We start from the raw sequence: 20,210 nt of genomic DNA on the forward strand, positions 1-20,210 counted from the left end.
TTGTTAAGCGTGTTCATATGGACTTATTGTTTGAATTTTTCCGTTTGAGTCGTGCTCAAGCTTAGCCATTTTCATACTGCGTAAATGGGTTTGCCCGCCCGATAACGTACTGTCGTGATAAAATAAAAACCAGTCGCCATTGTGCTTAACAATTGAGTGATGCGTGGTCCAACCAAGTACAGGGTTTAAAATAACACCCTGGTAAGTAAATGGTCCGTAAGGGTTATCGCCCGTAGCGTATACAATTTTGTGTGTATCGCCCGTTGAGTACGAAAAGTAATAAACACCGTTGTGTTTGTGTACCCAAGGGCCTTCAAAAAATCGGCGGTTGTTATCGCATACTGTAATTGGCGAGCCGCTTTCATCTAGTACAACAACCTCTTTTACGTCTTCGCTTAGGCTGATCATATCTTGCGATAATTTTGCAACGCGCGCAGGAATTGCAGGTTCACCATTTTTTGGATACGTGCTTTGTTCATTAAATTCGCTGGTTTGCCAATTTTGTAATTGGCCGCCCCACAAGCCACCAAAATACAAATAATGGCTTGAGTCGTCATCTTCAAATACAGCAGGGTCAATACTAAATGTCCCTTGAATGTAATCGTCTTCGGCTTTAAATGGACCTGTTGGGCTATCACTTTTTGCAACGCCAATTCTAAAAATACCTTGCTGATCGCGCGCGGGGAAATAAAGGTAGTACTGACCAAGCTTATGCGCTGCATCGGGTGCCCACATTTGCTTGCTTGCCCATTTTACGTCGTCTACACAAAGTGCTACGCCATGGTCTATGGCTTTGCCTGAGCTTTCGTCAAGCGAAAACACATGGTAGTCGCGCATTGCAAAGTGGTCGCCGTTATCATTAATTTCATTTTTTGATTCAATGTCGTGCGAAGGATAAATATACACTTTGCCGTTAAACACATGCGCAGACGGATCGGCGGTATACATGTGATCAACTAACACATTGTGGTTTTGTATTAACGAGTTGGCTCGTTGTAGGTCTTTTAACTGTTTAAGTTCAGCGTCACTTAACCCATTAGATGGGGGTGCTGATTGCGCTGTATTTTGCATTTTTACTCCTAGTATTGCCTGCCCACTTAGCGCTTTTAAAAAGGCGCAAAGTGGGCTGCTAAATTAGTTTATGGTTTTGTTATCAGCCAGCTGCGTTTGAATGCGCTTTACTTCAGGCTCGGTAAGTTTGTAACGTGTTATAAAAATTAAACATGCCACGGTACAAATTACTGGAATGCCGGCAAAGGCGAGTAAAATGCCTGATAACGTGTGTTCTGACTGTTCTTGATTAGGCACGTATGCATAGCCAGATAATATCCAACCAGCAATCGCACCGCCGATTGCAAAGCCTAGTTTTATTGCTAATAAATGGCCCGAAAACGTAACAGCGGTTAATCTGCGACCAATTTTTAAGGCGCCATAGTCAACCGTATCTGCCACCATTGAAAACATAATTGGGGTAATTATCATGTGGGCAAAGTTAGCAATAAAGTAGACGATAAAAATGGTGACTATGGCGTCGCTCTCAAGTACGTAGAACATGCTATGAGAAACAATCACCACCACTAACGCGGCGATAAAAAGTGTTTTCTTTTCAATAAATTTGGTTAAAAAGTTAGTAGACACAGCGCCTAGTACTGAGCCAATTGCTGAAAGTGTTAAAAAATTAGAAGTAAGTGAGGCTTCTCCCACGTAGTACTTAATATAATGCGGCGCTACAGAGGCTCTAACGCCAATTAAAATTAATGTTGCTAGGCTTATAACGGCTATTACAACCCATTGATCGTTTTTAAATAAGCTTAAAAATTCAAGGAAGGCATTCTTTTTAGTTTGCGCGGGTTTAACTTGTTTTGTTTCTTTAGTCATTTTAAAACATAGTAAAAAACAAGCCGCAGCAAGTCCGCCTAAAAACACCATGGCTAGCGGGTAACCTACTACATCGTCGCCGTCGCCAAAAAAAGTAACTAGCTTAGGCAGTGCCCATACAATTACAAGTAGTGCAGCCATTGCCATTGCAAATCGATATGACTGAAGCGATGCTCGCTCTTTTGGATCGTTTGTCATTACTGCGCCAAGTGCGCCATAAGGTATATTAATAGCGGTATAACACGTCATTAATAGCCCGTAAGTAAAGTAGGCATATATAAGCTTGCCCGTAGAATCAAAATCGGGGGTTATAAATGCTAAGCAAGCAAACACACCATAAGGCACGGCTAAAAATAATATATATGGGCGGTAAGAGCCCCAACGGCTGCGAGTTCTATCGGCAATGCTACCCATTATAGGGTCGGTAATTCCATCAAATAAACGAACCGCTAATAATAAGGTACCCGCAGCGGCTGCAGATAAACCGTAAACATCGGTATAAAATATCAACATAAAGTTAGCGACCATTTGAAATACAATATTACTAGCTGTATCGCCAAGTCCGTACCCTATTTTTTCTTTAATTGTGAGTGTGTGTTTTGTGTTGTTCATGTGTGCTCAATTTTCAATGCAAATCGATATAGTCAAAAATACTATATGCATTTTTAGCGCATGTAAACATTTATGTTACATTTTTAATTTACTGGTAATTTACTTGATACATCACACTAATTAAGAATCAAAGCTACTAACATACAAAGGTATTGCTCGCTCAATAAAGAACCACTACTTAGACCCGAATTCAGATAATAAGTGCACCACTCTTGGTTAAATGGTGAGAAGAGATCAACTGCCTGTTGGTGGTACTCTGTAATCGCCAAAAAACAAGAGTAGTTACCATGAGTTACAAACAGTTGTTCGAGGGACAACGATACCAGATAAAAGCCTACTTACGCGAGGGTTTCAGTTACCGAGAAATTGGAAATCGTTTGAAAGTGAGCCACAGCACGATAAGTCGTGAGGTCCGGCGTAATAGAATTCGTGGTACGCACTATCTCCCTGAGGAGGCGCAATCAAAATCCGTCAAGCGACGACGAAGTGCAGCAAAATATAGCGTATCAGCACTCACTATTATGTTTGTCGAGTTCGGCTTGAATGAAAAGTGGAGCCCTGAACAAATATCAGGTGTGGGTAAACTTATCGGTCATCCGGTTAGTCATGAGTGGATTTATGGCGATGTACAGCGCGATAAATTAACGGGTGGCAAGCTGTATAAACAACTGCGTCATGGCCGACGCAAGTACCGAAAAGGCAGCCGTGCGAAACGCGTGATTATCCCGAACCGCGTTGGTATTGAGCATAGGCCTGCTATCGTTGATAAAAAGAGACGCTTTGGCGATTGGGAAGCAGACAGCGTCCTGGGCAAAAGCGGCACGGGTGCTATTGTGAGTTTGGTTGAGCGTAAGAGTAAGTTTTATCTAATTCGCAAGGTGCCTGCGAAGAGCGCAGCAGAAGTCAGTCGTGCAATGGTTGGAATGTTGTGGCGCTATCGTAGCCATGTGCATACGATTACCGCAGACAACGGCACGGAGTTTTGCGGACACGAGCTAGTTGCCGAAAAGTTGAAAACAGACATTTACTTCGCCAATCCCTATTCGTCATGGGAGCGAGGTTTAAATGAGAACTTTAACGGATTACTGCGGCAGTACATCAGCAAAGGCACAGCCCTTAGAACAGTAACAGACAAGCAGGTTGCGCAAGCGCAACGTGCTCTGAACTTGAGACCAAGGAAATGCCTTGGTTACAAACAACCTGAGGTCGTCTTTAACGAATTACGTGGAGCAGCCTAATTTAGTGAGTGGTGCACTTCGGACTTGAATTCGCGGCTAAAGAACACTAAGTTTGTAAATTAATTTAATTGGGTACAGTTCAAGTAACCGTTAATTATATAGATGTGGTTGTTTTAGATAGGATTTATAAACGCTTTTTATTTGCGCTTTAAGCCCCTTTTATATACTCTTAATAGTCTTTATAACAATATCTACGTATAGCTTTGGCTGAGTAATTTATGCACCATAAAACATCAAACATTTCTAACAATATTGACGAAGAATCAATTCCTGATGACTGCATTAGTAATCTAACCGTAGATAATATTGTATTTGCTATTCATGAAGGTAAGTTAAAGGTGTTGCTAGTTAAATATAACCGCGGCCTTGCAACAAGCCAGTGGGGTTTAATTGGTCACTGGGTTCGTAAAGATGAAAACTTAGACCTTGCAGCTCTGCGTGTTGTTAAAAGTACGACCGGTGTTGAAAACCTTTATTTAGATCAGTTAGGTGCGTTTGGTAACGTTGACCGCTACCCTGCTAGACGTATTATAACCATTGTTTACTATTCGCTCGTACGCTTTGAAGAAACCAATCTTGTGAGCGGCGACAATGCTTTAGAATGTGAATGGTTTGATGTAAATAACGTCCCCCCTTTAATGTTTGACCACGCCGACATTTTAAAAAGTGGCTTAGATTACTTACGCTATAAAGTAAGGCACGAGCCGATTGGTTTTAGCCTGCTCCCTGAAAAGTTTACCCTACTTGAGCTACAAGGAATTTACGAGTCGATTTTAAATAAATCACTCGATAAACCTAACTTTAGACGTAAGTTCCAAAAAATGAACTTACTAATAAACTGCAAAGAAAAGCAAACAAATGTAGCTCACAGAGCCGCTACTTTGTACCGTTTTGATATAAACGTATACGAAAAACTAAGAGAATTTGGTTTTACGTTTGAGTTTTAAATGCAACGATGCAGCGGTATGTTTTAAAAATTAACATAAATCACAACAGATACACTATTAAAAAAACACCAAAAACGTTAAAGCTGGGTGAGTTTCGTACCTGTATAGTCACCCTTATCAACCTTAAGTTTATTAATCATTTATAAGCCCCAAAAGATATTTATAGGCTTCAAAAGATATTTATACTTAATCTATCACATGAACTTGCTATAAAAATCAAAAACTTCGGGATGTAAACCTACCAAAAAACAGCTACATTTTTAAACGTACCTTTGCTTAGCTCTATTAGTTTTGATTGCTTTATGTACAAGGCGCTTGTACTTTAAATATAATGACTTAATGGGTTTTTAAAGTGAGTTTAGGTATGGCGCGGGCTGGTATATTAACAGTATTTTTTTTCTGTGCTTTTTTTAGCCCGCTAACACATGCTTATCCACTTAATAACAATAACACTACCATAGAGGATGATAACCTGTGGCGTCCTGTTACAGCATTTAATACCACACCTTCTGCTCAACAAGTCATTACATCATATAAAAACAGTTCTGAAATAAGCACTCTGCTCGGTAAAAGTGGCGCTGTAGTGACAAAAGTGGCACTAAATAGCCCCGCCACTGGTGATTGGTATGTGCTTCCTCAGGCCAATTTTATCGATGTTGGCCTAGCCTTTTGGCAAACCGAACAGGGGGATATAGTTAAGCTTGCTGATTTTTCGCAGACTCATGTAAACCAGCAGGCCATTTTAATGCATGGTCAGGCATTTAAACTGCCCTTTTTTGAACCAAGCAAGGGCTATTTGTGGATATATTTAGAAGCCAAACATTACCCTACCCCAGTTGATCTGACTATTTTAGATGAGGGTGCATTTTTACATCATCAATTTTATATAAACTCAATAAGCCTTATTGCTATTTCAGTCATGCTTACTTTAGCAATATTGGCCTTGGTAATGTTTTTAAATGTAAAACAAAAAGTGGCCTTATTTTGTGCTGGCTATGTTGGTTTACATGGCTTTGGTTGGGCGTTTGCCTCAGGTGCTTTCAATGCAGTTTACGCCAGTCCCACTTTTAATAAACATTACTTAGGTATGTATTTATTCGCCTTTGCTGTGAGTTGCGCTGGCGCATTTACCTACTACCTATTTAACTTTTATAAAGAAAAAACAAACAAGCTGACACGCGCATTAAAATACTTCTCTATTACTGCCTTTGTATGTGGCGTTTGCAGTCTATTAATGCCCTTTTATGTGGTGTTTTATACCGCGCATTTTTTAGCAGCAATATGGGTTACGCTTAGTTTAACTACCGGGTTTGCTATGCTTAGCCTGAACGATTTTAGAGCCAAGTACTTTTTATTTGGCAATGTGCTCTATAGCCTCTCATTAGTAGTCTACGTTGCGTTTCATTTTAATTTAATAAATGCAACATCAGCAGAAATCTTTGTGCTGATCGCTTTAGCAATAGATTGCGTGTGTATATTATTATCTTTATCTGAGTGGCTGAAGTTAAAGCATCAAGCGTTTAATACCTTATTGTATGAATCTCGCTTTGACCCTCTAACCCAAGTTGGCAACCGATTATTATTAGATGATGAGCTGGTTAAACTTGCACATAGTGCTTACATCATTGTGTTTATAGATTGTGATGGAATAAAAAAAATAAACGATGGGCTTGGGCACGCCAAAGGGGATGCGTTTTTAATTAATGCAGCAAAATTAATGACACACCATTTAGCGCAAGACGGCACCGTATTTAGAACCGGGGGCGATGAATTTATTTGGTTATGTAAAGTCAAAAACAAATCACACCTCCCCCAGCTTAAAACCACGCTCACCCAAAAGCTCAAAGCATTACATAACACTATACAGCGTCAATGGCCGCAATCAGGTATTAGTTATGGCATAGCATCAAGCGATGAATGCCAAAACCATACCGAGTGTTTAACCTTAGCGGATCAGCGTATGTATAACTTAAAATCAGCCCATAAACTCAAAGTATGCTGAGTTAATAGTGTGCACTTTTGGGCTTGTTACTTACCATAGTGTATTTAGATCATTAACCGTGTTAAGTACACTCGTGTATCCACCAGTAACTACGTACCATTGTGTTGGATTTAGATAATAAACATGATTTTTTTGCCAAGCGTTGGAATTTTTTATAAAAGGTGAACTAGTTAATGCTTGCTTAATATTACTTTGTCCTGCGGTTGCTAGCCCTCTGTCGAGTATAAATAACCAATCAGGTTTTTTTTCTATGTATGCTTTTGTAAGGGTTGCAGCATGTTTGGCTTTTTGTGCTTTAGTTTGCTTTTTATTTGCTTTACTGTCGGTTTGTTTATTAATTTTACCAACGCTTGGAATACCTAACAGGTCATACACCATACCAAACCTATCGCCAGGTAAATGTGCAATAAACACATCTTTTACGGTAAATAAAACTAGCCCTGCACCTTTACTTTTTGCTTTAGCCTGCAAAGTTAGGATTTTACTGTTTAGCTTTTCCCACAGTGACTTTGCTTGTTGTTTTTTATCAAAAATACTGCCCAGTAATAAAACATTTCTTTTAACGCTAGGCACAAAGCTATCGGCATTAACGGTTAAATCAATAGTTGGCGCAATACCCGATAATTTATCAAGGGCCTTACGGCTTCGGCCACCCACAATAATAAGGTCAGGTTTTATATCTTTGAGCTTTGCATAGTCGGGTTTAAATAAACTACCCGCTATTGCTTTATCAGAGGTGTTATAACCTGCCAAATAATCTGGGAACACGCCCTTAGCTACAGCGGTTACTTCAACATCAAGCGCTGTTATGGTATCGAGTACACCTAAATCAAAAACAACCACTTTTTTAGGTTTTTGTTTTATAACAACAGGCTTCTTTCCTGCATGCTCTATTGTTAAAGGGTAGTTGGCAAAACTTGCCACTGAATAAAAGCCGAACACTAAAATTATAAGTATATTTAAAAATTGACCGTACATTATTACTATTTCCTTTTGTGTAAGTATAGGTAATTGGTAGGCCATGCTATCACGCACACCTAAAAATGATAATGAGTCGTATTTGTTTTATTGGGTATAAAAGCGGTTTTTTGCGTTGCAGTTTCTAGAACACTAAGACACTTCTTCGCGTTTGTGAGGGTCTGTTGATCTTTGCGGACTAAAATTTGTTTAAACTAGGGGCTATTTAATCACAGTGCGATTTTTGTAACATGATGGATTAAGCAAAAGCCGAATTACTAAGATTAAATAGTCCCCAGGGAGACCCTTTGGGCAGCGGCTGTTTGGCGTTAATACGACGTTAGCGCCTATTTATAGGGAATAACGAGATAGGCTCGACTTTGCCTAAATACCAAACAGACTGATGAGAAGTTAACTTAAAAGCTCAACATACTCTAATTACTATTACATACTTTGGCATATTTCAGTGTTCCAGGCTTTAGGTAAATTACCTTTAATATGATCTATAAAGGCGCGTTGCTTTTTCGCTAATTTACCAAATGGGTAACATAGCCAAATAGGCAGTGGATCCGCTACCCAGTCGTTTAAACAACGCTCAAAACACCCAGGGTGAGCATTGAGCCGCATGCTGGCTTGCCACAGTGGTAATAAACCCAGCCCATGCCCATGGCTTATTGCATCCCCCTGTAACACGAGCTGATCAGACTGAATACGTGATGAAGGTACAGGCACACTTAATGTTGTCCCACGCTGATCAGTCATCACTAGCTGCTCGCTTTTATTCCCAAGTAATTGAAGCCATTGTGTGTTTATCAAATCTTCCGGTGATTGTGGGTAGCCGTTACGGCTAAAATACTCTTTACTACCAAATACTCCTTGCCATAACATGCAGAGTTTTTCTTGGCGTTGGCTGGTCTCTGGGAGAGAGCCCATACAAAGTAAAATATGATCTCGCCACTGATTTGAATTTGCCTTTATATCTGTTTTTAAAGTCACGCTCACATCAGGAAAGCGCGTTAAAAACTGAGCAACCACATCGCCTAGCCAACCTCTTAATAAACCATTATCAACATACACAACCACCTCGCCTTGTATCTTTTCATCGAGTGTAGCTAGTTCATGTTTGGCCTCATTAGCAATGCGAAGTATTTGCTCGCAATAACTATAAAAGCGCAGCCCTGCCTCCGTAGGGACTAAGCTTTTAGGCATTCTTTTTAATAAAGTATAACCTGTATCTTGCTCTAAATTTTTTAGGTGTCGGCTAAGAGTTGATTTAGATAACTGAAGCGTTTTTGCAGAACTTGATAAACTGCCCGAACTAACAACAGACACAAAACTATGTAATTCTTTAAACTGTAACACTATAACCTCCTGCAACGTTTGAAATAAAAAACAGGCTTATACCTACAGTTAAACCTGTTTGTCATAAACAAACGAGTGCAATGTGTTGCGGCTTTTGCAACACATTGTTCCATTCAATTTTCTTTACATGATAACAATAAGAATTATCATTTGCACTTTATAAATAAAGGTCTACACGTAAAGGAGAACATTTTAATGTGCAACCGCTCATTGTTTAAGCAAGCACCATTGACCTGTAAAAAGTTGCCTTTGGCTATTTTTGTCCCTTTAGCCATGGGAGCTTCGGCCACAGAAAATAACAACGAAATGGAAACAATGGTTGTAACAGCAACCGGTTACCAACAAAAAATTATAGACGCCCCTGCTTCTATCTCGGTCATATTACAAGAAGAGTTACGTAAACAGTCTTATACCACTGTGGTGGATGCTGTTCGCGATATACCCGGCGTATACGTCAGTGGTGGCGGTAATATGCAAGATATTAGTATTCGTGGTATGGATGATCAGTACACCCTATACCTTGTTGATGGCCGCCCTATTTCAGCGGGTCGCTCTGTCAATACCAACGGTGCCGATGGAGGCAAACAAATTGGTATTCCACCGCTTGCAATGATTGAGCGTGTAGAAGTTATTCGCGGCCCTATGTCATCGCTTTATGGCTCAGAGGCAATGGGGGGTGTAATTAATATTATTACCCGTGCAGCCCCTCAACACTGGTCAGGCAGTTTGGCGGCCAGTTATACCTCATCGATGAATGATGTAAGTAATGATGAGTACAATAGTGACTTTTATCTGGGCGGCGCTTTAATAAAAGACGCATTAGGCGTTGAGCTTACAGGGTCTTTACAGCATACCGATGAAAGTGGTTATTCAGGCGGTGGAGACTCTGCTGCAAGCCGCCCTGATTCGGATACAACGCAATTAGGTGTAAAATTTAATTGGGCTGTAAATGCTAAAAACCGAATGAGCTTAGCTTACAATACATCAAACATTGATTTTAAGCATACGCCAGGTGAGTCTATTGCGGCTGATGCCGAAGGGTCTCAATACGAATATGAGAAGCAAATGTATGTAGTTACTCATAATGGTAATTATGGCAAGCTAACTACAAATACGTATCTTCAGCAAGACTTATCGGAACGTGTTCAAAATGAAGATAAAAAAGAAGAAGTGATCACGCTAAATAGTTCGGCAACTTACGCAGGCGATAAGCACATTTATACTGTTGGCGCACGCTATAAAACAGAAGAGCTCGTTGATGAAACCAACGGTTTACTTGATGCTAATGTTGCTATTGCAAGTGACACGGTAGATCGGTGGATTGGTGCTTTATTCACAGAGGTTGAGTGGAACTTTATTGACGACTTAGCCATAACAACAGGCTTAAGATACGATAACGATGAACAATTTGGCTCGCATTGGTCACCCCGCCTGTATGCCAACTGGCATACCACTAATAATTTTACTATTAAGGGCGGTGTTTCTACCGGGTATACGCAACCTTCACTCTCTCAAGCCACAGCTGGCTTTGGACGCGGTACTGGTGGCGGCGGGTCGCCTAATTTATCTGCAGATGGGACATCAATTTCACGTGCCTTGATCATAGGTAATCCTGATCTAGAGCCTGAAACCAGCGTAAACTACGAAGTAGGTTTTATTTATAACGACCCCAAAGTAGGTCTATCCACTAGCTTAACGCTTTATCAGACAAACTTTGATGATAAAATTGCAGAAGATAGATACTGTGTTAGCGAAAATATTGATAGGAATGACTTTGAAAACTACCAATGTGAATTCAGCGGCAATACCTATCAGTTTTTAAGTACGCAAAAAAATATCTCAAAAGCGCAGATGCAAGGGTTAGAAGCAACGATAAGCTACCGTATTAACCAAAGTTTACGTGTTAAAGGCGACTATTCTTACACTGATTCTGAGCAAAAAACAGGTGACTTTGCAGGCGAGCCTTTAAATAAAATACCAAAGCAAATGGCTAACATTAGCTTAAATTGGGATGCCAGCGATACTGTAAATTTATGGAGCCGTGTAAATTATCGTGGCGAAACAACCGACTACTTAAGTCGTACCAGCCTAAGTGATGGCACTCCGGGTTACACCATGATGGATATAGGTGCTCGTTATTGGATTACTGATGACTTAAAACTCATGGCTGGCTTATATAACGTAACAGACCGTGTAGTTACCAACGAGACTTATGGCGTTGTATTAGATGGTAGAAGGCTTACTCTAAGCTTTAACTATGACTTTTAATACACTCTAATTTAATAGGGGCGTTTAACACGCTCCTATCTTCCCTATTTTGCCAATTTATTTAAATAACCTTACAAATCCCTATCCACGTTGATTCATTATAAAACTTGCCATTAATGGCTTTGATAACCTACCGCCCCTTATGCAGCATTTAATTAAATTACATGAAATTTATTAAACGGCTAAACAGTACAAAAAAAATAAGAACAAAGTTATACTGGCGCTAATTTGTCTGGCGAATAAAGCTATAAGTAATACGATTAAATTACCCCAATTAGGAGTTGTACATGGAACATATTATTTCGGGCGTGGCTAAGTTTCAAAAAGAAGTTTACCCATCAAAAAAAGCAGCGTTTCAAAAACTAGCCAATGGTCAAAACCCAGAAGTGTTATTTATCACCTGTGCCGACTCACGTATCGACCCTAACTTAGTAACTCAAACCGAACCCGGTGAATTATTTATTTGCCGTAACGCGGGCAATATTATCCCGCCGCACAGTAATCAAACCGGTGGCATGACTGCCTCAATTGAATTTGCAGTGGCAGCGCTGGGCGTATCACACATTATTATTTGTGGACACTCAGACTGTGGAGCAATGAAAGGCGCTATAAATACTGAGGGGTTATCAAGCTTGCCGCACGTTAAAGAGTGGCTTGGTCACAGCCGCGTAGCAACAGAAGTTGTAAAAGAAAAATGCGGTTGCGCAGAGCTAAATAATAACGACCACCTAGGCTTGGTAATCGAAGAGAACGTAGTACAACAGTTACAGCATATAAAAACACACCCTGCTGTGGCTGCAAAAATTGCAACTGGTCAAATTAAGCTACACGGTTGGGTATATGATATTGAATCTGCAGAAATTAAAACCTACGATGAAGCAACAGGCAGCTTTAAACCTGTTGAAGATACCGATGTAGAAACCCTGGCAAAGCAAAGTAAGTAAGCCGCTTTACAGTATTAATACGCCTAGTGTTTTTTATCTCAAAATAACATTAGGCGTATTTTTTTATTCATACCCTAAACGTCTCCCCCGTTATTAGTTAACAGCACAAAATGCACTTTTTTGACTACTTAGCACGTCGTAACCTCTTTATTTGCACTTCTATAGTGCTAGCACCGCACCAAAACCACTCAAATATGTGTAAATAAAACCATTCAAAAGCAGTGTAGCTCTTAAAAAACAAACACTTATAAAATTGGTCGTATTTTTGCTTACAAGATAACCATACTGTTCGTTATTAAAACGACACACATTTAGGTTGTTATGACCACAGGCAAAGAAGCCCGCTCGCAGTTACATTAACTTGTATCTGTGGCGGGCTTTTTTGTTTTAAATTAAACCGTCATTGAGGGGATACCAATGCAAACACCAACAAAAATACTCATTATTGGTAATGGGATGGTTGGGCACCATTTTGTAGAGCAAATGCGCCAAAGCGACGCTAATGCACACATTACCGTACTGTGCGGGGAAGCAAATTTAGCATATGACCGTGTTTACTTATCCAGCGTATTTGATGGTAAAACAGCCGCCGATTTAGCCCTCACCACCTTTGATAATTACCAGCAGTTAAATATAAATGTACATACTAATCAGTGGGTTAATGAAATAGATAAAACAAACAAAGTAGTTAACACTCAAACTGGTGATACGTTTAGTTACGATAAGCTTATTTTAGCAACAGGGTCGTACCCGTTTGTACCGCCTATTAAAGGGAATGACCAACCCCATTGCTTGGTTTACCGTACCCTAGAGGATTTAGAGCAAATAAAAGCAAGCGCCGCTCAAAGTAAAAGTGGCGTAGTGATAGGTGGCGGTTTATTAGGACTTGAAGCGGCCAATGCAATTAAGCAACTTGGACTTGATACACATGTTGTTGAATTTGCACCGCAACTTATGGCAGTCCAACTCGACTCTCAAGGTGGCACGCTGTTAAAAAATAAAATAGAAAAGCTGGGCGTGAGCGTGCATACCGCTAAGGTCACCAGCGAAATAGTAAAAGGCGAAACAAGCCGTTACAGACTAAATTTTTCAGATGGCACGTTTTTAGAAACCGACTTAATTTTGTTCTCGGCCGGTATTCGCCCTTACGATGAGCTAGGTAAAGTAGCCGAGCTAGAACTAGGAGAGCGCGGCGGTATTGTAATTAATAACCAATGCCAAACATCAGACCCTGATATTTATGCCATTGGTGAGTGCGCCCTTTGGGATAAAAAACTTTTTGGTTTAGTAGCACCTGGCTACAACATGGCCCGCGTTGCAACAAGTCAACTCACAGGCGGCAACCTTGAGTTTTTAGGCGCCGATATGAGCACAAAATTAAAGCTCCTTGGTGTAGAGGTAGGTTCTATTGGCGATGCGCACGCTAAAACCCCCGATTGCAAAGTGCTCATTTATCAAGATCCTATTCGTGATTGTTATAAAAAAATTATTTTAAATGAGGCCGGCAACAAGTTATTAGGCGCAGTACTTGTTGGCGATACTAGCGATTACGACACACTGTTGCAGTACATGTTAAACGACATGGAATTACCCGCACACCCTGAGTGCCTCATTTTACCTGACAGCGAAGGCGCACCTGTTTTAGCTGGGAATGCCCTGCCCGATACCGCCACCATTTGTTCATGCCACAATGTAAGTAAAGGCGATATAGTGGGTGCCATTGATAGCGGCTCATGCGATTTATCTGCAGTTAAAGCGTGCACCAAAGCCGCCAGTGGCTGTGGCGGCTGTACCGCGTTATTAAAATCGGTAGTCGACAGTGAGCTTGAAAGCCGTGGCGTTGAAGTAAATAACCATGTGTGTGAGCATTTTGCTTATTCACGCCAAGAGCTACTGCATATAGTAAAAGTAGAAAGCATTAAAACCTTTGATGATTTACTCACTAAGCATGGCAGCGGTCATCACGGCTGTGAAATATGTAAACCCGCAGTGGCTTCTATTTTAGCCTCAACATGGAACGACTTTATTTTAGAGCCTGCTCATGTTGGCCTGCAAGACACTAACGACACTTACCTAGCTAATATGCAAAAAGATGGCTCCTACTCAGTAGTGCCTCGTATTGCTGGTGGTGAAATTACCCCCGACAAACTCATTGTTATTGGCCAAGTGGCCAAAGACTTTAATCTGTATTGTAAAGTCACCGGTGGGCAGCGTATTGATTTATTTGGTGCACGCCTTGAAGAGCTCCCTATTATTTGGGAAAGACTTATAGCCGCAGGTTTTGAAACAGGCCATGCGTATGGTAAATCGCTCAGAACGGTTAAATCGTGTGTTGGGAGTACGTGGTGTCGCTATGGTGTACAAGACAGTGTTGGCCACGCAATAGCGATTGAAGACCGCTACAAAGGATTACGCGCACCGCATAAAATTAAAATGGCCGTTTCCGGCTGTACTCGCGAATGTGCTGAGGCACAAAGCAAAGATATAGGCGTAATAGCGACCGAAAATGGCTGGAACTTATACGTGTGTGGTAATGGCGGTATGCGCCCACGCCATGCTGATTTATTTGCGACCGATTTAGATACCGACACACTCATTAAATACATTGACCGTGTGCTCATGTTTTACATTAAAACCGCCGATAAGCTACAGCGCACCTCAGTGTGGTTGGAAAATTTAGAGGGCGGGTTAGATTATTTAAAAAGCGTAGTAATAGACGACAGCTTAGGTATTTGCCACGAACTTGAAACGCAAATGGCGTTTATAACTAAAACTTATGCCTGCGAATGGAAAAAAGCAGTCGAAAGTCCTGAGGCCTCAAAACGGTTCCGCCAATTTATTAATAGCCCAGATGCCGATAGCAATATTTTATTTGTACAAGAGCGCAACCAAATTCGCCCTGCTACTGAGTCTGAAAAACGTAACCAACAAAATTCAACAAACCGTATCCCCGTAATGGAAATTGAGCAGGAGCAAGCTGATGTATTGGCATAAAATTGGAACAACCGATGACCTAGTTGCTAATAGTGGCGTATGCGCATTAGTAAACAACCAGCAAGTGGCCATATTTTATGTTCCACAAAATAGTGAGCCTGTGTTAGCCATTAGCAACTACGACCCGATAGGCAAAGCCAATGTACTATCGCGCGGTATTATTGGCTCTATTGATGGCAAATTAGTAGTGGCCTCCCCTTTGTATAAGCAACATTTTTGTTTAAATACTGGCGAATGCCTAGAAGCAGAGGCAATACAGCTCCCCGTATTTGAAGCCAAAATAGACAATGGCAATGTCTTTGTTAGTGCTGAGCCAAAAGCCATTACAGCATTAGCATGAGGAGCATAAAATGAGTGTTCTTTCATATTTTTCAGGTATTGAAAGCCCATGGCTAAACAAATTTGTTAATAAGCTAACTCAAAATACAAAGCACAAAGCTGAACACCCAAAAAGCGGCCACGTGTATTTAATAGGAGCAGGCCCGGGCGATGCTGAGCTTATAACGGTTAAAGCGCAGCGCCATATTGCAGCAGCCGACGTGGTATTGTACGACAGCTTAGTAAGCGAAGCGCTTTTAAATACCATACCTAAACATGCACAGCGTGTATATGTAGGTAAACGCGCTGGTAAACATTCTATGCCCCAAGCTACCATAAGTGCCCTATTAGTAAAATATGCACAACAAGGGTGTAAAGTTGTTCGTTTAAAAGGGGGTGATCCGAGTATTTTTGCGCGCATCAATGAAGAGGCGAGCGCCCTAACAGAGCATAATATTAATTTTGCTATTATACCTGGCGTTACCACAGCCTGTGCTGCCTCAGCGTATACCGGTATCCCCCTTACCGCCCGCGATGTAGCCCGAAGTGTTACGTTTTTAACGGCACAATTTGCCGATCCTAATAAACTCCCTAATTGGCACAATTACAGCTATGTGCAAAACGCCAATAATCCTACATTAGTTGTCTATATGGGATTAGCACGATTAAGCGCATTAAGCGCGGGCTTGCTATCAGTTGGCTGGCCTAAAACAACCCCTATCGCACTAATAGAAAATGCGACAACGAATAAACAAAAGATAATAACCAGCACGCTTGAGCATATTGTCAGTGAAGGTGCAGTTCATACATTAACAGGCCCTACGCTCATTATGATAGGCGAGGTAATAAATCATAAAATGGCTGTTAGCCCAGAGCTGCTTAAGTATAGCGAGGTATAAATTCCCCCTCTGGTGTTTGCTCTGTGTAGTTTACAGAGTAAACACTTTTTTTTCTTATTTTACAAAGGACGCAATGGGGTGCATAAATCACAAATTTTGCACCAAAAAGGTTTATTACTGTATTAAATACACAACAGTTAATAGGCAAATACATAAAAACAATGGCTTTAAGAGACTGTTTTAATTTAGTTTTAAATTCAATCAATGCATTTTTAAATGTTTGGAACAGTGGTTGCACTTTAAAAACAAAAAAGTGCGGAATAAGTCCTATGTTATCGAGCAATCCTCTCACAAAACAGTTTTTATTAGCAGCAAAATACCAAGAGATTCATGCCTTAAAACAGCTTCAAAAAAGCTGTGCATCACTTACTAAACTGGGCGATTTTATACATCAGTTACAAAAAGAGCGCGGCATGAGCAATATTTATCTCGCCTCAAACCGCAAGCGTTTTACTTCGCAGCTAAAGCAACAGATTAGCTTAACAGAACAAACGCAAACACTGTTTTACCAGTCAATAAAAACGACTTTTATTACCGATAACGCCGACACAGGCCACACCCGTTTATACAATTTAATTACCCATAGTTTGCAATCGTTAGATGCGCTACCAAACCTTAGAGTGCAAATAGCAAATCAAAAAGTGAGTCCTGTGCATGCTACGCAATCATACACACAGCTTATATCGTATTTACTTAATATTATTTTAGAAGCCGCCGATGGCGCAAGCGACCCGCGCGTTACTCGCTTGCTTGTTGCCTACTTTAACTTTATGCAAGGTAAAGAATATGCTGGGCAAGAACGTGCATGTGGCGCGCAAGCGTTTGCATCAAGTAAGTTTACTGTAGAGCAAAAACAACAGCTTGCGCATTTTGTTCAACAACAGCACCACAGCTTTACGTTTTTTAACGAGTACGCCGACGACCATGTATTAAAATGCTACCGATCTTTAACTGATCACCCCGTCAATAAACAGGTAGATCAGCTGAGGGGGCTTTTACAAAATTTAGATGACGAAAACGCGCAGCCGCTCTCTCAACTTAGTGAAGTGTGGTACGAGGTGACAACAACGCGCATAGATATTATGCATAAGATTGAGCAAAACCTCAGTGACTACCTTATTGACTCTGCAGCTATGCAAATAGCTCAGGCACAGCGAACTTTAAATTCAAACAAACAGGTTATAAGCAGCCTTGAAGAGCAATACATGCCAATTACTGATGGCCAACTCGCGTTTAAGCAAAGCACACCTCAAAATACCGCCGCCAATAAACTCAATAGTAATAAAAGTATGTACGACTTAATCATGGAGCAAAGCCAGCATATTAAGCAAATAAATCAGGCTTTAGTTGATGCTAAACGAGTAATAACAGAACAAAAAATAATACATCAAGCAAAGTATATTTTAATTGAACAGTTAAGCCTTAGCGAAGAGCAAGCTCATAAAAAATTACAACAGCAAGCAATGAACTCGCACTGCTCGCTTTATAATATTGCACAAAAAATTGTAGAGCTAAGCGATTAAAATCGGGCGTGTGGTTAGCGCCCAAAACCGCCTTAAAGTAAGGGTCTTAAAAAGCGGTTTTTACGCGGTAAGTAATAATCGTCGTAATCAAGCGACACAATAATGCGCTCTGCTTTGCCAAGTAGTTCGCTGCGAGGAATTAAACCAATAACACGCGAGTCAGCACTGTGGTCGCGGTTATCACCCATTGCTAAATAATAATCATCTGGAATGGTTATTTTATTAAAACCCGATAGCTGCGAAGGCGTATGCGCAACACGAATCGTGTGCTTATGACCATTTAAGTCTTCTATTTTATCTAAAGAATCAATATTGCTTTGCAAATTATTGTAATTAACTTTAACGCCATTAATGACAAGCTCGTTATTGTAAAGCGCAACAGTATCGCCAGGTACACCAATTACGCGTTTAATTAACCGATTTTCTGCAGCTTGTGAATCAAATACAATAATATCGCCTGTTTTTGGGTCGGCTAATTTTACTAAAGGTATATGCGTAAACGGAATGCGAATATCGTAGGCCATTTTATCAGTTAATATTCTATCGCCTTCTAAAATAGTGGGTTTCATCGAGCCTGTCGGTACTTCATACCAATCTGCAACCGCGCTTCTAAACACGCTCATAAGCGCAATAAATAAAATTAACGAACGGTTATTTTTCCAAAATTTATAAAGTGCCTTCATACCTAGTCCCTACCTATCATAAGTACTGGTATGACTCGCTTAATACCAAGCAGTTCCATGAACAATGTAACAAAAAGTGTGTGGAACTTAAGGCAAGATTACCAAGGCTTATGCCTTGGTAATGAGTAACTTGTAGGGCTTATTGCTGGTTTAGCTTATCTTTCGCTTCTTTTACCTTTTCAAAGTCTAAGCCTAGCTCGTCGGTAGCCTCTTTAATTAAATGCGGTTGAGTCATTACCACCGCCATTAATTGCTGTAGTTTTTCAGGTGGGATACCAAGCTCTTGCACTAGTGCCATAGCCATCATTGGGTTTTGCGTAAAGGCTTCGAATAGTGCTTTTACTTTTTCGTCGCTTACGTTGTGCTCTTTAAGTATTGCTAGTATTGGATTCATTATTAACCTTATGTGTTTTTTATAGGGCTTAGTATATGGGCTAAACCCTAAAATTAAAGAGTTACTCTACCAGTAGTACCACTTTACCTGCATTTTCATTACGCTCTAATATTGCGTGCGCTTCGCTTGCATCGCTCCACGGTAGTGTTTTATACACGTTAAACTCGTACTTTCTAGTTGCAATATCATTGTAAAAACGCGCGACTAAATCATCGCGTAATTGGCGTTTAAACTCAATGCTCCGGTTTCTAAGTGTTGAGGCATGAAACGAAGTACGTTTGCGTAACAACGCTGCAAAATCAACCTCAGCAAAACGCCCATCTAAAAAAGCAAGCATAATAATTTGGCAATCCATGGCGGCAATAGCCGCATTTTTATTTAAATAACTGCCCGAAACAGGATCTATAATTACATTTGCTGAAAGCTCATTTGCTTGCATATATTCTACAAAGTCAGTTGTTTTGTAGTTAATGGCATGATCGGCGCCAAGCGCTTTTGCATGTTGGCATTTTTCATCTGAGCCGGCAGTAATCACCACCGTTGCACCTGCACTTTTAGCCATTTGAATAGCCGCCCCGCCTACTCCACTTGCCCCTGCATGAATAAGCGCTGTTTGGCTTTGTTGTAATTTACCAAGTTCAAAAAGGGCGCCAAATGCTGTTAGGTATACTTCGCTAATGGCAGCACCTTCTACCATGGTTAGCTCATCAGGTAATGCCATTAATTGTTTGGCATCTATAGCTACGTACTCGCTGTAAGCCCCGCCTGCGCACAAGCTAAAAATACGTTTATGAAGCCAGCTTTTATCCACTTCACTGCCAAGCTCAACCACTGTGCCTGCACACTCTAAACCTAAAATGGGGCTATCCCCAGCTGGCGCTGGATATTTACCTTGGCGCTGCATGCAATCAGCGCGATTTACACCTATAGCAGATACTTTTACTAGCACTTCGTGACTTTTTAAAACCGGTTTATCGGTTTCACTAAATGCTAGGGTGCCATCCTCATGAGAAATATATTTCATTAATGCTCCGTATTTAACTTTTTAATTAGGGCCTGTTAACCTTTCAGGATTAAAATTTGTTCAATCTAGGGGCCATTTAATCGCGGCGCGAGGTTTGTAACCTAGTGGGCTAAGTAAAAACCGAGCAAAGCTTCCGCGTCCTGCTCACGCCCCTTACCTACATCCAT

At 40.7% G+C, this 20,210-nt stretch carries 16 protein-coding genes; 9 read left to right on the forward strand and 7 right to left on the reverse strand.

What is annotated here, in order from left to right:
- Positions 1-3: 3 nt before the first annotated feature.
- Both AN389_RS08340 and AN389_RS08345 read right to left on the reverse strand, forming a co-directional pair.
- On the reverse strand, positions 4-1,071 hold the full coding sequence (locus tag AN389_RS08340; RefSeq protein WP_055019598.1) for a glycoside hydrolase family 43 protein: 1,068 nt from the start codon (positions 1,069-1,071) through the stop codon (positions 4-6).
- A gap of 63 nt (positions 1,072-1,134) precedes the next feature.
- Positions 1,135-2,490 (reverse strand): MFS transporter, encoded by a 1,356-nt coding sequence (locus tag AN389_RS08345; RefSeq protein ID WP_055019599.1) that lies wholly within the window; start codon positions 2,488-2,490, stop codon positions 1,135-1,137.
- Between the two features lie 287 nt (positions 2,491-2,777).
- Here AN389_RS08345 and AN389_RS08350 point away from each other — a divergent pair, with 287 nt between their 5' ends.
- From AN389_RS08350 to AN389_RS08360, 3 genes are all read left to right on the forward strand, one after another.
- A complete protein-coding gene (locus AN389_RS08350; RefSeq protein WP_055019600.1) occupies positions 2,778-3,728 on the forward strand; it encodes an IS30 family transposase in 951 nt (316 codons plus the stop codon).
- A gap of 218 nt (positions 3,729-3,946) precedes the next feature.
- Positions 3,947-4,675, forward strand: coding sequence for an NrtR DNA-binding winged helix domain-containing protein (locus tag AN389_RS08355; RefSeq protein ID WP_082430545.1), 729 nt, complete (start codon positions 3,947-3,949; stop codon positions 4,673-4,675).
- Between the two features lie 352 nt (positions 4,676-5,027).
- Positions 5,028-6,677 (forward strand): diguanylate cyclase, encoded by a 1,650-nt coding sequence (locus AN389_RS08360; RefSeq protein ID WP_055019601.1) that lies wholly within the window; start codon positions 5,028-5,030, stop codon positions 6,675-6,677.
- A 30-nt stretch (positions 6,678-6,707) separates the two neighbouring features.
- On the opposite strand, the gene AN389_RS08365 is transcribed toward AN389_RS08360, so the two are convergent.
- Complete coding sequence (locus AN389_RS08365) at positions 6,708-7,655, reverse strand: siderophore ABC transporter substrate-binding protein (protein WP_055019602.1); 948 nt, start codon at positions 7,653-7,655, stop codon at positions 6,708-6,710.
- A 423-nt stretch (positions 7,656-8,078) separates the two neighbouring features.
- Positions 8,079-8,996 carry a LysR family transcriptional regulator gene (locus AN389_RS08370; RefSeq protein WP_004586768.1) on the reverse strand — a complete coding sequence of 306 codons (918 nt, stop codon included), beginning with the start codon at positions 8,994-8,996 and terminating at the stop codon, positions 8,079-8,081.
- Between the two features lie 195 nt (positions 8,997-9,191).
- Between AN389_RS08370 and AN389_RS08375 the strand changes: the two genes are divergently transcribed.
- The 6 genes from AN389_RS08375 to AN389_RS08405 all read left to right on the forward strand — a co-directional run bounded on the left by AN389_RS08375 (position 9,192) and on the right by AN389_RS08405 (position 17,942).
- Positions 9,192-11,264, forward strand: a complete 2,073-nt coding sequence (locus AN389_RS08375; protein WP_055019603.1) for a TonB-dependent receptor domain-containing protein — start codon at positions 9,192-9,194, stop codon at positions 11,262-11,264.
- 287 nt (positions 11,265-11,551) lie between these two features.
- Positions 11,552-12,208 (forward strand): carbonic anhydrase, encoded by a 657-nt coding sequence (locus AN389_RS08380; RefSeq protein ID WP_055014361.1) that lies wholly within the window; start codon positions 11,552-11,554, stop codon positions 12,206-12,208.
- A gap of 417 nt (positions 12,209-12,625) precedes the next feature.
- Positions 12,626-15,202 carry a nitrite reductase large subunit NirB gene (gene nirB / locus AN389_RS08385; protein ID WP_055019604.1) on the forward strand — a complete coding sequence of 859 codons (2,577 nt, stop codon included), beginning with the start codon at positions 12,626-12,628 and terminating at the stop codon, positions 15,200-15,202.
- A complete protein-coding gene (nirD, locus tag AN389_RS08390; RefSeq protein WP_024033472.1) occupies positions 15,189-15,542 on the forward strand; it encodes a nitrite reductase small subunit NirD in 354 nt (117 codons plus the stop codon). Before nirB ends, nirD begins: the two co-directional genes overlap by 14 nt.
- Positions 15,543-15,552: 10 nt before the next feature.
- Complete coding sequence (gene cobA / locus AN389_RS08395; RefSeq protein WP_055018500.1) at positions 15,553-16,419, forward strand: uroporphyrinogen-III C-methyltransferase; 867 nt, start codon at positions 15,553-15,555, stop codon at positions 16,417-16,419.
- Positions 16,420-16,688: 269 nt separating this feature from the next.
- On the forward strand, positions 16,689-17,942 hold the full coding sequence (locus AN389_RS08405; protein WP_055018502.1) for a nitrate regulatory protein: 1,254 nt from the start codon (positions 16,689-16,691) through the stop codon (positions 17,940-17,942).
- Positions 17,943-17,974: 32 nt separating this feature from the next.
- Here the strand turns inward: AN389_RS08405 and lepB are convergent, their stop codons facing one another.
- The 3 genes from lepB to AN389_RS08420 all read right to left on the reverse strand — a co-directional run bounded on the left by lepB (position 17,975) and on the right by AN389_RS08420 (position 20,043).
- On the reverse strand, positions 17,975-18,625 hold the full coding sequence (gene lepB / locus AN389_RS08410) for a signal peptidase I (RefSeq protein WP_055019605.1): 651 nt from the start codon (positions 18,623-18,625) through the stop codon (positions 17,975-17,977).
- Positions 18,626-18,764: 139 nt separating this feature from the next.
- On the reverse strand, positions 18,765-19,019 hold the full coding sequence (locus AN389_RS08415) for a DUF2999 family protein (RefSeq protein WP_004586776.1): 255 nt from the start codon (positions 19,017-19,019) through the stop codon (positions 18,765-18,767).
- 61 nt (positions 19,020-19,080) lie between these two features.
- The gene (locus tag AN389_RS08420; protein WP_055018504.1) at positions 19,081-20,043 is read right to left on the reverse strand and encodes a zinc-binding dehydrogenase; all 963 of its coding nucleotides are present in this window, start codon (positions 20,041-20,043) and stop codon (positions 19,081-19,083) included.
- Positions 20,044-20,210 lie beyond the last annotated feature (167 nt).

The organism is Pseudoalteromonas sp. P1-7a (assembly GCF_001401855.1).
Taxonomy (GTDB): domain Bacteria; phylum Pseudomonadota; class Gammaproteobacteria; order Enterobacterales; family Alteromonadaceae; genus Pseudoalteromonas.